Origin of the sequence: Oscillatoria sp. CS-180 (genome assembly GCF_028330965.1) — a bacterium.
Taxonomy (GTDB): domain Bacteria; phylum Cyanobacteriota; class Cyanobacteriia; order Phormidesmidales; family Phormidesmidaceae; genus Halomicronema.
Genome location: NZ_JAQMUB010000062.1, coordinates 42,464 through 59,975 on the forward strand (window position 1 = coordinate 42,464; position 17,512 = coordinate 59,975).

Annotated in this window: 11 protein-coding genes; 4 read left to right on the forward strand and 7 right to left on the reverse strand. The window is 48.9% G+C overall.

What is annotated here, in order from left to right:
• Positions 1 to 16 precede the first annotated feature (16 nt).
• The 5 genes from PN498_RS14700 to PN498_RS14720 all read right to left on the reverse strand — a co-directional run bounded on the left by PN498_RS14700 (position 17) and on the right by PN498_RS14720 (position 6,637).
• Positions 17 to 1,240, reverse strand: a complete 1,224-nt coding sequence (locus PN498_RS14700) for a cation:proton antiporter (protein ID WP_272063566.1) — start codon at positions 1,238 to 1,240, stop codon at positions 17 to 19.
• A gap of 210 nt (positions 1,241 to 1,450) precedes the next feature.
• Positions 1,451 to 3,499: a molybdate ABC transporter permease subunit gene (gene modB / locus PN498_RS14705; protein WP_272063567.1), complete on the reverse strand. Its 2,049-nt coding sequence runs from the start codon at positions 3,497 to 3,499 to the stop codon at positions 1,451 to 1,453.
• 21 nt (positions 3,500 to 3,520) lie between these two features.
• Entirely contained in the window at positions 3,521 to 4,339 is an 819-nt protein-coding gene (modA, locus tag PN498_RS14710) for a molybdate ABC transporter substrate-binding protein (RefSeq protein ID WP_272063568.1), read from the reverse strand.
• 209 nt (positions 4,340 to 4,548) lie between these two features.
• Positions 4,549 to 5,016, reverse strand: a complete 468-nt coding sequence (locus PN498_RS14715; protein ID WP_272063569.1) for a tetratricopeptide repeat protein — start codon at positions 5,014 to 5,016, stop codon at positions 4,549 to 4,551.
• Positions 5,017 to 5,215: 199 nt separating this feature from the next.
• Positions 5,216 to 6,637 carry an isochorismate synthase gene (locus PN498_RS14720; RefSeq protein ID WP_272063570.1) on the reverse strand — a complete coding sequence of 474 codons (1,422 nt, stop codon included), beginning with the start codon at positions 6,635 to 6,637 and terminating at the stop codon, positions 5,216 to 5,218.
• 316 nt (positions 6,638 to 6,953) lie between these two features.
• Between PN498_RS14720 and ndk the strand changes: the two genes are divergently transcribed.
• A complete protein-coding gene (gene ndk / locus PN498_RS14725) occupies positions 6,954 to 7,403 on the forward strand; it encodes a nucleoside-diphosphate kinase (RefSeq protein WP_272063571.1) in 450 nt (149 codons plus the stop codon).
• Positions 7,404 to 7,576: 173 nt separating this feature from the next.
• Here the strand turns inward: ndk and PN498_RS14730 are convergent, their stop codons facing one another.
• Together PN498_RS14730 and PN498_RS14735 are read right to left on the reverse strand one after the other, a co-directional pair.
• Positions 7,577 to 8,668: a CAP domain-containing protein gene (locus PN498_RS14730; RefSeq protein ID WP_272063572.1), complete on the reverse strand. Its 1,092-nt coding sequence runs from the start codon at positions 8,666 to 8,668 to the stop codon at positions 7,577 to 7,579.
• Positions 8,669 to 9,646: 978 nt separating this feature from the next.
• Positions 9,647 to 10,810, reverse strand: coding sequence for a serine hydrolase domain-containing protein (locus PN498_RS14735; protein WP_272063573.1), 1,164 nt, complete (start codon positions 10,808 to 10,810; stop codon positions 9,647 to 9,649).
• Positions 10,811 to 11,008: 198 nt separating this feature from the next.
• Here PN498_RS14735 and PN498_RS14740 point away from each other — a divergent pair, with 198 nt between their 5' ends.
• The 3 genes from PN498_RS14740 (at position 11,009) to PN498_RS14750 (ending at position 17,475) form a co-directional block, all read left to right on the forward strand.
• Positions 11,009 to 12,208: an AI-2E family transporter gene (locus PN498_RS14740; RefSeq protein WP_272063574.1), complete on the forward strand. Its 1,200-nt coding sequence runs from the start codon at positions 11,009 to 11,011 to the stop codon at positions 12,206 to 12,208.
• 75 nt (positions 12,209 to 12,283) lie between these two features.
• Complete coding sequence (locus PN498_RS14745; RefSeq protein WP_272063575.1) at positions 12,284 to 14,221, forward strand: ABC-F family ATP-binding cassette domain-containing protein; 1,938 nt, start codon at positions 12,284 to 12,286, stop codon at positions 14,219 to 14,221.
• A 1,445-nt stretch (positions 14,222 to 15,666) separates the two neighbouring features.
• Positions 15,667 to 17,475, forward strand: a complete 1,809-nt coding sequence (locus tag PN498_RS14750; RefSeq protein WP_272063576.1) for a glycoside hydrolase family 9 protein — start codon at positions 15,667 to 15,669, stop codon at positions 17,473 to 17,475.
• Positions 17,476 to 17,512: the final 37 nt, after the last annotated feature.

Genomic DNA, 17,512 nt, shown 5'->3' on the forward strand with positions numbered 1-17,512 from the left:
CGATTGCTGTTGCGCCTCATATGCTCTCGATGTGACGCTCGTGCCATTCAACTAAAGGGGTTGCTGTGACACCGTGGATAATGATCGATACTAGTACCGTCAGATAAACGATCCAGCGGAGTTGAGGTAATACTTCGGGCGGGATACCATCACTGATGGCATAGGACAGATAATAGATGGAGCCAATACCGCGAATGCCAAACCAGCCGAATAGTAGTCGGGTCGCTGAGCGAAAGTTGCTGCCAATCGTACTTAGCCAAGCGATAATGGGCCGAACCACAAACAGCAAAGCCCCTGCCACAAGGAGTGCTTGAGGGCCAAACTCAAGAATCTCTTCCACCCGCAATAGTGAACCCAGCAATAAAATTGCACCGACTTCCAAGAGTTTCTCAATCTGCGTGGTGAACTCCAGCTGAGACTGCTGCTGCTCAGGGTAGTAACCGTATTTTCTGACCACATATCCAGCTACGAAAACAGCTAAAAATCCATAACCGTTGACCACTTCCGTCAGCGCATAAGTCAGCAAGATGACTCCAACAGCGACTAGATCCGCCATCACTTCATCGACGCCCCTAGCTTTTTGAATATGGTGGTTGATAAAGATGCCACCTCTAGCGACTATGAATCCCACCACGATCGCGGCCCCAATTGCCCACACCAAATCAATCCCAACCCACTGAGGAAACCAGTTGTCCCAATTGGGATCGTTGAGCCAGTGCAAGCCGAAATACACGAAGGGAAACGCCAGTGCATCGTTGAGTCCTCCTTCGGAGGTGAGACCAAACCGCAATTCGTTTGGATCGTCAGGATGATCCAACTGGACCTCTGAGGCCAGCACTGGATCCGTTGGTGCCAATACAGCTCCTAAAAGTACTGCTGCTGGCCAAGATAGCTGTACCAACCAGTGACCGACTGCGGCGATCGCTAAAATGGACAGCGGCATTAAAAGGCCGATCAGTCGAATCGTTGAGTTCCAGGTGGAAACTCTGAGGGGACGACTAATCTTGAGGCCACAGCTATAGAGAGAAACAATAACAACGAACTCGGTAAAGCGTTCAATGAATTGGGTATCTGGCTGTAGCCGAATTAAGCCAATACCGTAGGGTCCTAAAATAATTCCAGCAACAAGATAAAGAATGGCGTAGGAGAGGGGCAGGCGGGCAATCCATTCAGAGCCCCACCCTACTGTCAGCAATAGCAAGCCAATCAGCAGCATTCCTAGGATATAAGCGCTTACCAAGTCAATTATCTCCTTGCGGCACTTAATCACAGAGTTTAGGACGTGCAATACACCAGAAAATCTTCACAAGTGCAGATTTGTGACTCTGAAACCGGATCTTTGAAAACTTTCAAGACTACTTATAGCGGCATGCATTTAAATCAAGCGCACCCCATTCCCTGTTCCCTTAAAACACTGAGATGTACTTGACCAAGCTGCACAGGGATATATCTACTGCTTCAGTGTGATGAGACTATTGGGATCAAGCCAGATCGGCCAGGGAAAGGGCAGTTTTTGTAACGACGCCCATTTTTCCCGATGAATTTCAGCCTGAAGATGATAGTCCTGCGGTGAGGTAGGTTCGCTGTGGAGTTTGATATAGAGTGTGACTCGGTGCTGAGTTTCACTGACCATCGCCAACCAACCTGGAAAAGTATTTCCCCTACAAGGTTCTAGCAAGTACTTAACATGGTGGGCACGGAGTCCAATGTATCCCGTTTCTGAAGGCATTGGCATTTTGACTTGCAAACGGCAACCCCAGTCCAGCGCTTCGACGTGGTAATCATCTAGGCGGCGGGCACGGGAGAAGTTCTTGCACTCGGTAACCTTAGCAACCTCAAAGGTTGGGGGTCGTTCGAAAATCTCTTCTTTGGTACCTTCTGCCTGTACTTCTCCGTTTGACAGAACCAGTAGGTTGCTACAAACCCGATAGGCTTCTTCAAGCTTGTGTGTAATAAATAAGGTAATGCCTTGATATCGGGACAGGACTTCGACCAGTAGTTTTTCGATGTGGCTGCGGAGGTAGGTATCAAGAGCGGATAATGGCTCGTCGAGCAATAGGATATCAGGCTGAATCGCTAGCGCCCGAGCCAAGGCTACTCGCTGCTGCTGTCCACCGGAAAGCTGATGAGGATAGCGATCACCCAGCCCCGTCAAGCCAATCTGGTCCAAGTATCGCATCACTTCCGTCGCCCGTTGTGGTTTGGGCATGTTCGCTAAACCGAAAGCGATGTTTTGTGCCACGGTGAGGTGCGGAAACAGTGCGTAGTTTTGGAAGACTAAGCCTACTTTGCGATCGCGACTGGGTACATTGATTCGCTTGTGCGAGTCGAACAACACCCGCCCGTTCAGCACAATACGACCTTGGGAAGGGGTTTCTAGGCCGGCAATGCATCGTAGAGTCATGCTTTTACCCGATCCAGAGGCTCCCAGTAGACCCAGAGGCGCATGATTGGTGACAAAATTCACCTTGAGATGAAACCCTGGCACCTGTTTCTCGATCTTTACGACCAGTTCAGCATTGACTTGGGATACCTCTGGGACCGGATTGGGTGCTGGATGAGAGAGAACCGTTGCTGTTGAGTGAGTCACGAACAGCGGTTCGGCTGCTGACTTATTCTCTGATTTTTCCCGAGCGGTTCTTCCCGCTAGGGCAACCGTTTTACGATGCTGGGTGCCCGAAACGGTTCGATAGTTTTCGGAACTAATCTCAGAGTCTACCGCAGCATTCTTCTGCCAAGGCCTCTTGGCTGCAGAGAGACTAAAGAGATCTCGTTGCAGCGATCGAAACAAGACCCAGTTGAATCCTCGCTTTACCCACTCGTTAACAGCCGTTTTCTTGTGAGACTTACCGCGATTCCCATAGTTGATTCCTGCAATAACCGCTAAGGAAGCGGCAATCATTAGCAGGACCCAAGCCAGAGCTACCCCCATCCGTCCTGCTTCAGCAGCAAAGAAAATCGCGATTGGGATGGTTTGGGTTACGCCGGGAATACTCCCTCCCACCATCAGTGTCGCCCCAAATTCTCCTAGGGCACGGGCAAAGGCCAGCACCATTCCTGCTAGTACTCCAGGCCAGGCTAGAGGCAACAAAATCTGCCAAAAAATTCGCCATTCCGATGCGCCTAAAGTCCGGGCAGAGTTGATCAAAGTTAGGTCAACCTGCTCAAACGCACTCAGCACCGTCTTATACATCAGTGGAAACGTCACCACTGTTGCTGCGATGACTGCCGCCGCCCAAGTGAAAATGACTGAGATACCGACTTGATTGAGCAACTGCCCAACAGGACTGTTCTTGCCCAATAGCAGTAGCAGCAAAAAACCGATTACGGTTGGCGGCAACACCAGAGGCAGTGTCAGAATGCCGTCAATCAATCCTCTTGCCTTGCCGCGATAGCTTAGCATCCAGCGAGCAACTACAATACCAAAGCCGGTCGCCAGAACGGTCGCAGCGATCGCGGTCTTTAGCGAAATCCAGAGAGGAGTCAAGTCTTCAGGCATGAAATTCGCTACTCACCCTTGCTATTCGGCCATAGCAAAACCGTACTCCTCAAAAATGGCAGTCGCGGTGTCACTCGATAAAAAATCGACAAAGTCTTGGGCCGCTTCACTATTCTCGCGATCCGCGATCAGCGCGATCGGGTAAACGATAGGCGAATGGCTTTCAGCAGGGATTGTTGCCACTCTCTGCACCCGTTCCGAAACGTTGGCATCCGTGGCATAGACCAGACCTGCATCCACATTACCCGTTTCAACGTAAGAGAGGACTTGCCGCACATCCTTACCAAAAACCATTTTGGGTTGCAAAGCGTCAAACAATCCTAAAGAGGCTAATGCTTCTTTGGAATAGCGGCCTGCTGGTACGCTTTCGGGTTCACCAATCGACACTCTGTTGACTTTGTCAGGGGTAAGGTCGCTTAAGTCGGTCAACTTGGTGGTCTCCAGCGGCACAATCAAGACCAGAGCATTGAGTAGCAAATTATGACGTGAATCTTCCTCGATCAGGCCCTTAGCCTCCACATCATCCATCCACTTTTGAGATGCGGAGAGGAAAATATCTGTGGGTGCTCCCTGAATAATCTGTTGAGCCAGAGAGCCAGAGGACCCAAAGTTATAGGTAATCGAAATCGTAGGTGCTTCGACCTGATAAGCCGCCTGCACTGCTTGCATAACGTCTTGGACACTGGCAGCTACGGAAACAGTGAGTTCAGTGGTGGTGGCCTCCGGCATCGTGTCAGGAGCGGTAGGCACGTTGGTTTGGGCACAGCTCATGACCGTTAGACTGGTCGATAGTATTAGACCGACCAGAGCAGCAAAACGTCGTTGACCCACCTTTGTCATAGAATCCTCTGCGGCCAAGTGCAACTGTTTCTACTATTCGTTAACCTTACCTGTGCCAAACGGTGAAACTGTGTCAGCTAACACTGGAAAGATTAAGTCTATTAGGAGTTATGTATAGAAAATATTCGGCGTTCAAGGCCAGCGTAGCGCGGGCGTTGTTTGATGTAGCTTGAGCCTTCAGTTTTGCTCCACTGACCTGACCGCTCATCTCAACTCAGTTTTGCAGTACATTCTAGAATCAGACGTTCATTAAGTGTCGAGTAGGGCTGAACCTCCAGTGCCCGACGAAAAAATTGAATGGCGGCGACGTGATTGCCCAGACCTGCATGGCAAAGCCCCATACCGTGTAAAGCCCCGAAATGATAGGGCACGAGTGCTAAAACCTGCTCGCAATCAGAAATAGCCTGCCAGTAGCGCTGCTGTAAATAGTAGAGAACAGCGCGACGATTCCAGGCTTCAGCAAAGTCCGGCATGCCCTTAATCGTCTTACTCAGCAAAGCCTCAGCTTCTTCAACCTGGCCCTCGTCTAACATTGTTTGACTCTGCACTAAAATTTGCGCTCCATAGGCTCCCTTCTGGGTGTACCAGCGTCGCCATAGGGATTCAGTAGCCACTTGGCGAACGTTACTATCGGGATCCTTTAAATCGTTTAAGAGAGCTTCAGGGTCGGCAGACATAAAGTATTAGGCGTCAAAGGGGCTGACAACAGCATGAGTAAGCCTGTGCTAACTAATGTACTGCAAAATAATGCGTTAGCGAGGAAAAGCTTCGTTCAGGTCATAATGCCTTCAAATAGTTAACCCTTGTGTCGTCGATCGACCTTCTTGAGTGTTCTCAGCGTGTCACCCAGCAGATCAGTACCCGCTGTCATACTGGTCATCCAAGGGCATCGGCTAATGCTTGAAGCTTAAGCTGAATCTCAGCTAGCTCTGTCTTGGGATCAGACCCTGAAACAATGCCAGCCCCAGCATAAAGACGAGCCTGATTACCTTGGATCAAAGCTGATCGAATACCCACGATAAATTCACTATTGCCATAGGAATCGACCCATCCAAAAGGAGCTGCGTAAAGACCGCGATCGCAAGATTCCGTTTGAAGAATAGAGGCGCAGGCCGCCGCAGTCGGTACCCCAGCAACGGCAGGGGTCGGATGCAGCGCTTCCACTAACGTCAAAGGCGAGATTTGGTCAGAAATATCGCTGCAAATGGGGGTATGCAAGTGCTGAATATTTGACAAGCGCAACAGCCCTGGCGGTGTACTGTAGCGGGGAGAGAGACCCTTATTCTTAAGCTGTTCAACAATGAACTCTAGAACCAACTGATGTTCTCGCTGTTCCTTTTGTGTATTTAAGAGGCGCTGACCGATCGCACTATCTTCCGCAGAAGTCTGACCCCGTGGAGCAGATCCGGCAAGGGCATCTGTCACCAGGCGACCCTGACGAATGCTCAATAGCCGCTCGGGACTCGCTCCAATAAAATGACTGCCACGCTTTCCAGAGAAGGAAAAGATATAGCAGTCGGGATAGTGTGCCCTGAGCCGAGGCAGCGCGACTAATCTCTCGAAGCTGTTTTGACGGCTAACATCCAAAGTATGAGCAGCTACTTGTTTTTGCAGCTGATTTGAGCGGATCGCCTCCAAAATTCGGTTCACTTTTTGCTGAAACGCACGCCCCTCTTGAGGGGTCAATTGGGGACTGGAATACGCCCTGCTCCAGGCTTGTGAACTCAACAAGTGTTTGGCGGGCAGCATCGCCTGTAGCTGACTCACTTGCCTTGCCGTTTCTCTTGCGAGGGGAGTTGCCATCGTCCAAGGGGTAACCAGCAGATTGATAACCAGAAAACATCGCTGTCTTTGACGAACAACCTGCCACCGGGTTAGTAATACCGTTGCTGGAGCAAAGCCTGCTGATGTTGCGCTTAAGGTATCAAAGAACGAAAAGCTGCAAAAAAAATAGGGACCCTCTTTGAGATCTGAAAAGGACTTTACCCGACTCTGCCAAACACTCAGAGATTCACGAGCAGCCCTAAAACGCTCCTGCCCACTGAAATGCTCACTAATCAATTCACCCCAGGCTGCGATCGCCTGATTGCGGGAAGGCGATTCAAAATAGCACTGCCGCTGTTCTTCGTTAGGGACCGATAAAAGGATTGCGAGAGGGTCAATTTGAGGGAGTGGAAACGACAAACTAGCAATTTGCTTGGAGTTTGTTTGGCGGGCCGTCCGAAGACTGACCTTTAAGGCACGCAGGATTGCTGAGTAATGGGGAAGGGTATTCGACCGTGAGGGTGCGACTGTCATGGAGATGGATAACGACCGATATCAAAACAGGATTTATGAAAAGAAATTCGTAAGCCAGAGCTTAAATCGTGCACAGCAGAGCGCTGCACAGACGCATTTCTAATGGTCGCATCAATTTTGGAGCAACGCCTGTGTAACCAGTGAAGAAGCATTAAGCTGGAGCATCGTGAGGCGATCGCTCGGACGATGATCGCCAGCAAACCCTCTCTCTTCAAGTCTGCTCACATAAGTATGATTATTTGCCCTGGAGTCTTTACAAACGGACTCTTGTTACACAGCATAGAAAAGGTTATCCGCATGTTAGGAGCTGATATCTGTGGAACGCACGTTTATTATGATCAAGCCCGATGGAGTTCAACGAGGGCTTGTTGGCGAAATTGTGGGCCGGTTTGAACAGAAAGGATTTACGCTAGTTGGCATGAAGTTGATGGCAGTTTCTCGTGAACTAGCAGAGAAGCATTACGCTGTTCACAAGGACAAGCCCTTTTTTGCAGGTCTGGTTGAGTTTATTACGTCTAGCCCTGTAGTTGCAATGGTATGGGAAGGCGACAACGTGGTTACGTCTGCCCGAACAATCATTGGTGCTACCAATCCAATTTCTTCAGCTCCTGGCACAATTCGGGGTGATTTTGGTATTACGATTGGCCGCAACCTCATTCACGGTTCTGACGCTATTGAAACAGCTCAGAGTGAAATTGCTCTCTGGTTCCAGGAGGCAGAACTTGCTAGCTGGGATCCTGCTGTCAAAGGTTGGCTATACGAATAGCTTACGCAGAAGCTTGGGAAAGGACGACGAAGCAAGTCTTGCGTAGCGACAAGGCGTTGTTGATTTTCAGCCCTATGGACATGGAAATTGGCAGCGTCTTTGTCTTACCCTAAAATACTGACTGCGCGGCTTTGCAGCGCTTTAAAGTCGTCGCACTTCAGAATTGAAAGTCTTCAGAGACAGCTCCGTCCCTCAGAGAAACCGACATTAATATAGTGCTGAGTTGCCGCGCCAAGATCATTTCCAAAGGCAGCTTGCAAATCACCATACTTGTTCAAATAACTGATCGGATCAAAGGATGCTGTGGAACGGTTTTCAGTCATTCCATGCTGAATGTAGTGTTGAGTGACAGCCTCAAGCGCATAGCCAAAATACGCAATCAAGTCACTGTTAGACGCAAGGTACAAGGCTTCATCAAAACTGTCCTTGGTGCGACCTTCGAAGTGTCCCCACTGAATGAAGTGCTGGGTAGCAGCTTCTAGGTCATAGCCAAAATTTTCTATCAGGTCGTCATAGGACGCGAGGTATTGAGACTCCTGAAAGTGATCCGTTGAGCGCCCTTCAAAAAAACCGTGTTGAGTGTAGTGTTCTACCCCAGCCTGCAAGTCAAAACCCACAACGTCGAGTAAATCGGTATTAGAAGCCAAATATCCAGCAACGTCGAAACGATCAAAGTGGCGACCTTCTGCTTCTCCAAAAGTTTTGTAGTGCTGCCTCCAAGCAGCAGGGTCAAATCCGTATACCTGCAAGATATCTGGATTAGATGCAGCGTATTGATATGGATCAAATGAGTCTATTGAAGCTCCTCCAGAAGCTCCTCCAGAAGCCAATTCATTGGCTGTCGTTTCAATTTCTCCTTTTCCAAAAACCTGCGCCCAGTAAGTTTTATAGTTGACCTCACCGGTATCATCCTCTAGATAAAAGTAACCCACTCCAATTTCATTGAAATGTTCGTTGAGTAGGTTGGCACGATGACCATCGCTTTTAATCCAGGCATCGACAACAGACTGGGGTGAAACATACCCAGCAGCAATATTTTCTCCCACCATGCCAGTTTCATATCCTGCTGCTCTGGCTCGATCCCAAGATCTCGTATTGTCCTTACCTTTATGACTAAAGAAATCTTGCTCAGCCATATTCTCAGAATGAGTCTGAGCCGCTTCTGCTAGGTCATCATCAAAAGAAAGTGCCCAAAGCCCATTGTCAGCTCTATATTCATTGGTCAACCTAACAACTTCCTGAATGAATTCAGTCGTATTGTTCATGGTCTATTACTCCAAAAATCTGTTTTTGCGATCGTTAAAGTAGATGCAATAGACAATCAATCTGCACCAAATTAAAGTTGAAATTATTTTCCAAAACAGGAAAATTAGGCAGCATCAGCTGTTAAGCATAATGCCTATTGCTCAAAATTTAAAATTGTTCAAATTGCTGTCAGTCTTGCTTTCTGTTTTTTAAATTCGAAAAATCTAAAACTGAGATTTAAAAGTCTGAAAGGTAAGCCAGGAAGACTTTTGATGGATGTATTAAAGGTTCAAAAAGTTACGTTTGGCGAAACAGTTATGTATTTTAGGTATCTCGATTTTGCATTAAAGACAATTTTTAATTGCATTTGACTTTGATTGAGATAACAAATTCAACCTTTAAGGTACCTTCTAGAAGAATTTCCAAAAACCTTTTTTTGATTTCAAAGACGAACAAGATTGCTTGCAAACATTGCCTCAGCAGGCTCAGCTTTTTATTCGATAGCGATAAAATACTGCTTTCGAATGGACTTGATTAAAGGGTGCCTGAAAGCGTGATATCAAAACCTTTGCTCTCTACCAATAGAATCTCAGATTCCATATGAGGAAACCTCCGAGGATCTATCCAATCTTGTATTTAAGAAAAACTTGGAACAATAGCAAAAGTATGACGTCATCTAGACTTGTAATTTTTACTAGGGTCTATCTGGTAAAGTCTTGTTCAGAAAGGATTTTCGGCTTTTGGAAGTGAACAATACTACATTTTTACTGTAATTTCAGGGATTCTTTCTTGTGTGAAATCTCTTTAGAGAAAATCATGAAGACGCCTTTTCTGGACCTAAAAATTCAGTAATTACTATCAATATCGGTTAAAAGTGCTGAACTTTGACGGATGTTATTGAAAGCCTGAACGCGAGAATTTTCAGGGATTCAATAAATACAAGGACATGAATTCACGGATGTATTCAATCTCTTCTAGAGCTTTCCTATGGCTTTTGCTTACGAATTCGTAAGCGCTTTTACCAGTGTGTTAGGAATCACGGAGTCGTCCCAGGTTGGTGGATGTTCACCTGCGCGGACAATGACCAAAGATTGAGACGGAACGATAAAAACTCGCTGGAGGTCGCGACCATCCAAATAAAAGGTGTCACCTGCTAAATAAGGCACCGTTGCAGCTTGCTCTACGTTGGCTAAGCCGGGAATGCGGGCCTTGACCCAAATATGTTTGCCAAAGGTGTCTTCGAGTGGAGACGGAATTAACATGTCCTGAATCCACTCGGCGGGGACAATTTGAATATCGTTAAATCGGCCTTGAGACAGAAGCATTTGTCCTACTCTGGCCCAGTCGCGTACTGTTGCAAACAGACAGCAAAAGGTTTTGGCAGAGCCATTGGGTCGGTCAAGCCATACTCCGGCATTACCTGCTCTCAGTGGCTGCCAGAGCCGCGACGACAAATAGTCGGCATAGGACATACCCGTCGCTCTTTGCAAAACAATCGCGAGCACCTGACTGTTGACGTTGTTATAGCTAAAAGCTTCTCCAGGCGCATTGACCAGCGGAATGTTCAGCGCGGTTTTTTCAATGTCAGAACCCATGTAGAGCTGTACCAGATCAGAGGTCACGCTGGTTGTGCTGCGCTCGTTACGAAGCCCTGATTGCATATCAATCAGATCTCGCAGCGTCATTGTGGCGCGATCGTCCTGCCGCCATTCAGGCAGATATTGAGCAGCCGGGTCGTCTAAGGATGTGATGAATCCCTCTGCGATCGCCTGACCGATCAGCACCCCCACAATGCTTTTCGACATTGACATGGCGTTGAAAGCAGACGTTTCGTCATATCCCTGCCAGTATTGCTCCAGCACAATTTTGCCCCGATGCATCACCAGCAACCCGGTTGAATTTCGCTCAGCGGCATAGCGAGAAATCTGCTGTAGCGCTTCCTCGAACTGGGGCGACTGAGACGATTCGCTGATTGGCAAGGGATCTAGCGGTTGCCCAGCGACTAGGGCTTGAGGTTGGTACCAGTCCACCGCCATGATGGGTTGGTCAGGATAAGTGACGGCACGGACGATAAATCGCCAATCCACCAGAATGATGACGAGCGCACAGGCGATCGCGATTATGAACAGCCAGAGACGTTTGGGGCGACTGTAGAAGGGCATCGGGATAACAGATCCAGATAAGAGTGGCATTCTCGCAACAACCTATCGAGTTGTTCGGAAATATTCAAATCAGACCGATACGCTGTATCCCTATGTAATTCGGTGGATTATTAGCGATTCAAACCCTATCGATTGATCCCAATCTAATTTCCTTCACAATAGACTAAGGACAGTTCTTATCGGCTTTATGGTCAGACCATGACTCAAACATCTGAACTCCAAGAACAAAGCTGGATTACTCGCTGGTGGCAGTCGTTGGGAGCGTTTGCACGGACGCTGATGTTGCTGTTGGCGGCCCCATTGCTGATATTGAATGTCTGGGCGATCGCTCAGATTTTTGATTATTTTCACGAAATTTTGGTGTCAGTTATTGTGGCATCACTACTGGCGTTCCTGCTGAGTTACCCCACTGGGTGGCTGAAGCGTCTGGGAGTCAAGCAAGGCGTTTCCTCAATTTTGGTCTTGCTGAGCGCAGTCGTCATATTGATAACTTTAGGGATCACGATTCTGCCGCTGGTGGTCGAGCAAGCCGAGCAACTGGTCACAAAGCTTCCCGAATGGTTCGATTCAGGTAAAGGGCAGCTTTTGACGCTAGACGGTCGGTTTGAGAACTGGGGGCTACCGTTTAACCTGGATGGCTTAATTGCTCAGGTTAATGATCGCTTGAAGGTACGGTTTGAGCAGATAGCCGGGGAGGCACTAAACCTAACTTTTGGCGTTGCTATCTTCACGGCAAACAAGCTACTGGATGTGGTTCTGACCGTTGTTTTGACCTTCTATCTACTGCAGCATGGTGATGAAGTCTGGGATGGCATTGTCGGCTGGCTGCCTGATCGAATTCAACAGCTTTTCTCTGAAACCCTACGATTGAGCTTTCGTAACTACTTCTTAGGGCAATTCATCGTAGCCTCTTTGATGGGCATTATTCTGACGGTTGTTTATCTGTTTCTACAGGTTCCCTTTGGGCTTTTATTCGGCAGCACCGTAGGTTTAGCAGCCTTGATTCCCTTTGGGGGTACGGTCAGTATTGTCATCGTCACGCTTCTGGTAGCACTGCGAGACATCAGCGTAGCGGTCAAGATGCTGATTGCGTCTGTCCTGGTGCAGCAGCTTGTCGAGAATGTGATTGCTCCCAGAGTTTTGGGAAGTTTCACTGGGTTGAATCCATTTTGGGTCTTTATCGCTTTACTTTCTGGTGCTCGTGTGGGAGGGCTGCTGGGAATTATCGTGGCGGTTCCTGTAGCTGTGGTTGTTAAAGAAGCGCTGGAAGCCATTAGGGTTGCTCGTCATGCAAATGCGGAAGACGTGTTATCTGCGATGGCAGACGAATCCGACGACGATCGCAACCTATTTGGAATTAAAACTCCCTCGCTAGCGGCTGCCATAAAAGAAGAATAGCGGCTTTGCAGAGGATGTCACTCTCTCCAAGAATTCCAGCGCTAAACTAGGGGACTGGACACCTATAGGCAGGTTATGACCCTTTTAACGTTAAAGTCTGTCAAAAAAGATTTCGGCATCAAAGAGATTTTGCGTGATGCCAGCTTTAGCTTGGACGAAGGGGACAAAGTCGGTTTGATTGGAACAAACGGCTCTGGTAAATCCACGCTGCTGAAAATGATTGCAGGACTAGAGCCTATTGATGAAGGGGATATCTGGCGCAACTCGGGTGCGAAGATTGTCTACCTGCCTCAACAGCCTGACATTGAGGGCGATCGCACCGTTTTAGAACAAGTTTTTGCCGATGCGGGTGAACAGATGGCGCTCATCCGCGAGTACGAAGATATTTCTCACCAGATGGAACAGGGACAGGGAGACATGGATGCCTTGATGTCTCAGCTTTCACGGGTGACAGAACAAATCGAAGCGTTAGGGGCTTGGGATCTTGAAACTAGCGCTAAGGTGATTCTCAGCAAGCTAGGCATCAAAGATTTCGATGCTCGTGTAGGCGATTTGTCAGGCGGTTACCGAAAGCGGATTGCCATTGCGGCGGCTTTGCTCTCCAGTCCAGACGCGCTGTTGATGGACGAGCCGACGAACCACTTGGATGCCGAATCGGTGGAATGGCTCCAGAGTTATTTGAATGGGTTTCGGGGTGCCCTATTGCTGATTACCCACGATCGCTACTTTTTGGATCAGGTGACCAATCGTATTCTGGAAGTGGATCGGGGCGATTTGTATGGCTATTCCGGCAACTACAGCTACTACTTGGAGAAAAAGGCTGAGGCTGAAACCTCTGAAGTGAGCACGCGGAAAAAGCACGCAGGGGTTTTGCGACGAGAGTTGGAATGGCTCAAGCGAGGTCCCAAAGCCCGCAGCACGAAACAGAAAGCTCGGATTCAGCGCATTGATGAGATGCAGAACCGAGACTTCAAGGAGTCCTTGGGCAAAGTTGATATTTCCACTGCTGGACGACGCATTGGGAAAAAAGTTATTGAGATTGAGGACGTCACGAAGGGATACGGCGATCGCACCCTAATTCAGGATTTCACTTATACGTTTGATCCCACTGATCGGGTTGGCATTATCGGCCCAAACGGTGTCGGCAAATCTACCCTGATGAACCTCATCACCGGACGGGAACAGCCAGACACCGGCAAAATTGATATCGGCGATACCATTCACTTCGGGTATTTCGACCAGCATTCTGAGGACGTCATCAAGAATCCGAACCAGCGGGTCATTGATTACCTCAAAGAAACGGCAGAACTCGTCAAGACTGCTGATGGCAGCGTCATCACAGCATCTCAGATGTTGGAGCGATTTCTCTTTCCGCCCAATCAGCAATATGCCCCAATTCAAAAGCTGTCTGGGGGAGAACGGCGACGGCTCTTTCTGCTGCAGGTATTGATGCAGGCTCCCAATGTTTTGATCTTGGACGAACCGACCAATGATCTAGACGTGCAGACCCTGGCGATTTTGGAGGAGTACCTGGAAGAGTTCAATGGTTGTGTGATTGTGGTGTCTCACGATCGCTACTTTTTGGACCGAACCATTGATCGAGTGTTTGCCTTCGAAGGAGCCGGACACATTCGTCAATATCCCGGCAATTATTCGGTCTATGCAGATTATCGCCAAGAGCGGGAAGCTGAACAGAAGTTGGAGGACCGTAATCCAAAGTCGGAGAGTCGCGATCGTCCAGCAGACAAGGCCGATGAAGAACACCCTTCTCCCTCTGCAACAAAACCATCCTTTAAAAAGCTGTCTTATAAAGAGAAGCGGGAGTATGAGCGGCTTGAATCGGAGATTCCCGAGCTAGAAGCTGAAAAAGAAGACCTAGAGAAGACGCTTTATCAGGATGCTCCCAATGATTACAGTGAAATGCAAAAGCTATCGGAGCGGTTGGCAGAACTGACAGGGGCGATCGATCAGGCCACAGAACGCTGGATGGAATTAGCAGAACGAGCCGAGTAGCAAAAAAATCCCGCAGCCAAGGCTACGGGATTTGGAATCAGGGTGCATCTACCATTCCAATAACCAGGCGATCGTCCCCTATACCCGGAAAAGAGGGGTGAGTTCATCGATATTTCATACCCAAAAAGGAAGTCAATGGGCTGGAACCGTTGAGAACGCCAGAATGCCCACTGTGCAGAGAGTGGATTTAATACACTCTGCTTTCATCTTTTTATGAGGTATGCAGTCGCCAGTCCTGTTGAGATAAGACGGCGAGTCAGCTGGCAACGCGCTAAGCACCTAGTACACGACGGCTTCAAAACTCTGGGAAAGTGTATCCGCCTTAGTTGTGTAGAGCTTTGCTCTTCTCGCAGAGTATTCTGAATTTTGCATTTTGAATTCCGCGCAGCAATACTAGATGCTATTGGGTGAGCTAGGTTCTGAAAATAAAAAACGGCTGTGGTGCATTACGCCGTGCTAGTGACACCCTACCAGCGGTAAATGCTTTCCTGGAAATCTCCTAAATGGCTAAAGCCATAAATCAGTTTTGATAAAAAAAATCCCGTAGCCGGGGCCACGGGATTTGGAATCAGGGTGCATCTACCATTCCAATAACCAGACGGTGATGCCCTATACCCGGAAAAGAGGGACGAGTTTATCGATATTTCATACCGAATGCCTTGGAGTCAATGGCGTGGACCTATCGAGAATGCCAGAATTCCACTCAGCAGATCAATAACATTGATGGAAGAACAGCTGAAACACTTGATAGTGCTGTGGCAATGTCAAGCAGCAATGGGTAAGCTCTCCGGCTCCAGTAAATTCCAGAAATCTCGAAAATGAACCTTTCTGGGAACATGAGGGTTATTTTTTCTTCATAGGAGAAGGGTGTTTGCCACTCGCTACCTACAGGTCTTGTCCCCAACATTAAAAATTATCGAGACAGTCAAATCACTCAGGACTAACAAATCATTCTGGGTTGCTCAATCATTTATTGACCAACGCTGAAGCAATCTAGCGCGCTACGGCAGCAATAGGCTCACCCTTCAAAACCCTGAGGAAGCTTATCCCCCTTAGTTTTGAATTTTGTAGAGCTTCGCTCTTCTCGTTTGCCTTTGGCGTTCTCGAAGAGAAGAGTATTTTGCATTTTGAATTCCACGTAGCGGTACGGGTCTTTAGAAACTCAATTTTAGGCGGTTGATTGAATCCCCCCGTTGTCGCCGTCGCCCTTGAAAAGGGGCTGTTTATCACCTGGTTTAGACTGTCCCGTTTTGCCAGAGGCCTGAAGCTATTACTCTACGGCAGAAATAGGCTCACCCTTCAAAATACTGGGAAAGCTTATCTGCCTTAATTTTGAATTCTAAATTTTGCATTTTGAATTCCGCGTAGCGGTACTAGCTAGCTGAAGCCTCACATCTTGGAATCTGGGCATCACTGGTAATGCAATATTCCGGAAAAAGATCTCTATGTACACAGTTGACTTTGTCGTGAATAGCGACTGGGGAGTTGGGTTTACTGCCCAAATCATCATTACCAACACGGGTACTGAATCCTTGGATTGGTCGCAGCTCTCTTTCGATGCACCTTTCACGATCGCGAATCTTTGGGGAGGGCGCATCCAGAGTGATGACGGCGATCGCTACGTCATTGATAGCAAGTCATGGAATGATACTCTGGCTCCCGGCGGTCAAATTTCAGTCGGCTTCAGTGGCCACAAGGAACCGGGGACCATTCCCGAGGTGAACAATCTTAGGGTCGATGGCCTCGGGGCAGTTGACCCGCTACCAACGCCCCAACCTGATCCTGAGCCAACGCCTGATCCAATCCCCGACCCAGTGCCTGACCCCGACCCAATTCCAGAGCCAGAACCAACCCCTGATCCTGACATCAGCACTCCGTCTACGGGGCAATTCAACTATGCTGAAGCGCTGCAAAAATCCTTTCTGTTCTACGAGGCGCAGCGATCGGGACCATTACCTGACGATAATCGCATCGAATGGCGAGGCGATTCGGCTGTTGATGACGGGGCAGACGTGGGCAGAGACCTGTCTGGTGGCTACTATGATGCAGGCGACCACGTGAAGTTTGGCTTCCCGATGGCCGCTTCGATGACAATGCTGAGCTGGGGCGTCGAGGAATATGGCGACGCTTATCAGCAAATCGGGCAGCTCGATGAAGCCCTGAATGCCATCAAATGGGGCACGGACTATATGCTCAAGGCCCATGTCACTGATGGCAACGGCACCCAAGAATTCTGGGGACAGGTAGGCGACGGCCACGTTGACCACAGCTTCTGGGGCGCTCCTGAAGCAATGACCATGCAGCGTCCATCCTTCAAGATCGATCGCCAAAATCCGGGTACGGATCTTGCCGCAGAGACCGCTGCCTCGCTGGCCGCTGCGTCAATTGTCTTCCGCCCCTTTGACGAAGCTTATGCCGACGAGCTGTTGACAAACGCTGAGCAGCTATTCGACTTTGCCGATACCTATCGAGGCAAGTACTCCGACGCAATCCCCAACGCTCAGAGTTTCTACAATTCCTGGAGCGGCTATCACGATGAGCTAGCCTGGGGAGCAGCTTGGCTTTATAAGGCAACGGGAGAAGCGTCTTACTTACAGCAAGCGGAATCGATTTACCAAAATCAAATCGGCGGCCTTACCAACGGCTGGACCCAAAACTGGGATAACAAGTCTTACGGGGTGGCAACACTACTAGCCCAGGAAACTGGTAATCAACGCTACCAACAGGATGTTGAAGGCTGGTTGAATGCATGGGTGAATGGTACTGATGGTGTGCAAATTACGGATGGAGGGCTGCGCTGGATCGACCAGTGGGGTTCCAATCGCCTTGCTGCTAATACAGCTTTTGTAGCCGGCGTTTATGCGGACACTGTTGGAGATCCGACAGGACAGTACGATGCTCTGGCCGAGACGACCATTGACTATTTATTGGGTGATAATCCCCGCAATGCCAGCTACGTAGTGGGCTTCGGCGAAAACCCGCCTCAGCAGCCTCACCATCGCGCGGCAGGCAGCGATCTCAATAGCTCCAATCCTAACGAGCACATTTTGTATGGGGCCTTGGTGGGTGGCCCGGACCAGCCCAACGACTTCGCCTATGACGATAGTCGCGACAACTACATCACCAATGAAGTCGCCCTCGACTATAATGCGGGCTTCACCGGAGCTTTGGCTCGTAGGGTGGACGACTTTAGCGGTGATCCTCTAAGTAACGAGGAGATAAACGCGCTGCCGGGTATTGTGGTGGCTGAATAGAAATCATAAAGGGGATCGGGCAATCCATGGATTGCCC

Excerpts from the sequence above, each read along its gene's own strand:
- modB (WP_272063567.1), bottom strand. The coding sequence starts at position 3,499 with ATGCCTGAAGACTTGACTCCTCTCTGGATTTCGCTAAAGACCGCGATC.
- modA (WP_272063568.1), bottom strand. The coding sequence starts at position 4,339 with ATGACAAAGGTGGGTCAACGACGTTTTGCTGCTCTGGTCGGTCTAATA.
- PN498_RS14715 (WP_272063569.1), bottom strand. The coding sequence starts at position 5,016 with ATGTCTGCCGACCCTGAAGCTCTCTTAAACGATTTAAAGGATCCCGAT.
- PN498_RS14720 (WP_272063570.1), bottom strand. The coding sequence starts at position 6,637 with ATGACAGTCGCACCCTCACGGTCGAATACCCTTCCCCATTACTCAGCA.
- PN498_RS14730 (WP_272063572.1), bottom strand. The coding sequence starts at position 8,668 with ATGAACAATACGACTGAATTCATTCAGGAAGTTGTTAGGTTGACCAAT.
- PN498_RS14735 (WP_272063573.1), bottom strand. The coding sequence starts at position 10,810 with ATGCCCTTCTACAGTCGCCCCAAACGTCTCTGGCTGTTCATAATCGCG.
- PN498_RS14740 (WP_272063574.1), top strand. The coding sequence starts at position 11,009 with ATGACTCAAACATCTGAACTCCAAGAACAAAGCTGGATTACTCGCTGG.
- PN498_RS14745 (WP_272063575.1), top strand. The coding sequence starts at position 12,284 with ATGACCCTTTTAACGTTAAAGTCTGTCAAAAAAGATTTCGGCATCAAA.
- PN498_RS14750 (WP_272063576.1), top strand. The coding sequence starts at position 15,667 with ATGTACACAGTTGACTTTGTCGTGAATAGCGACTGGGGAGTTGGGTTT.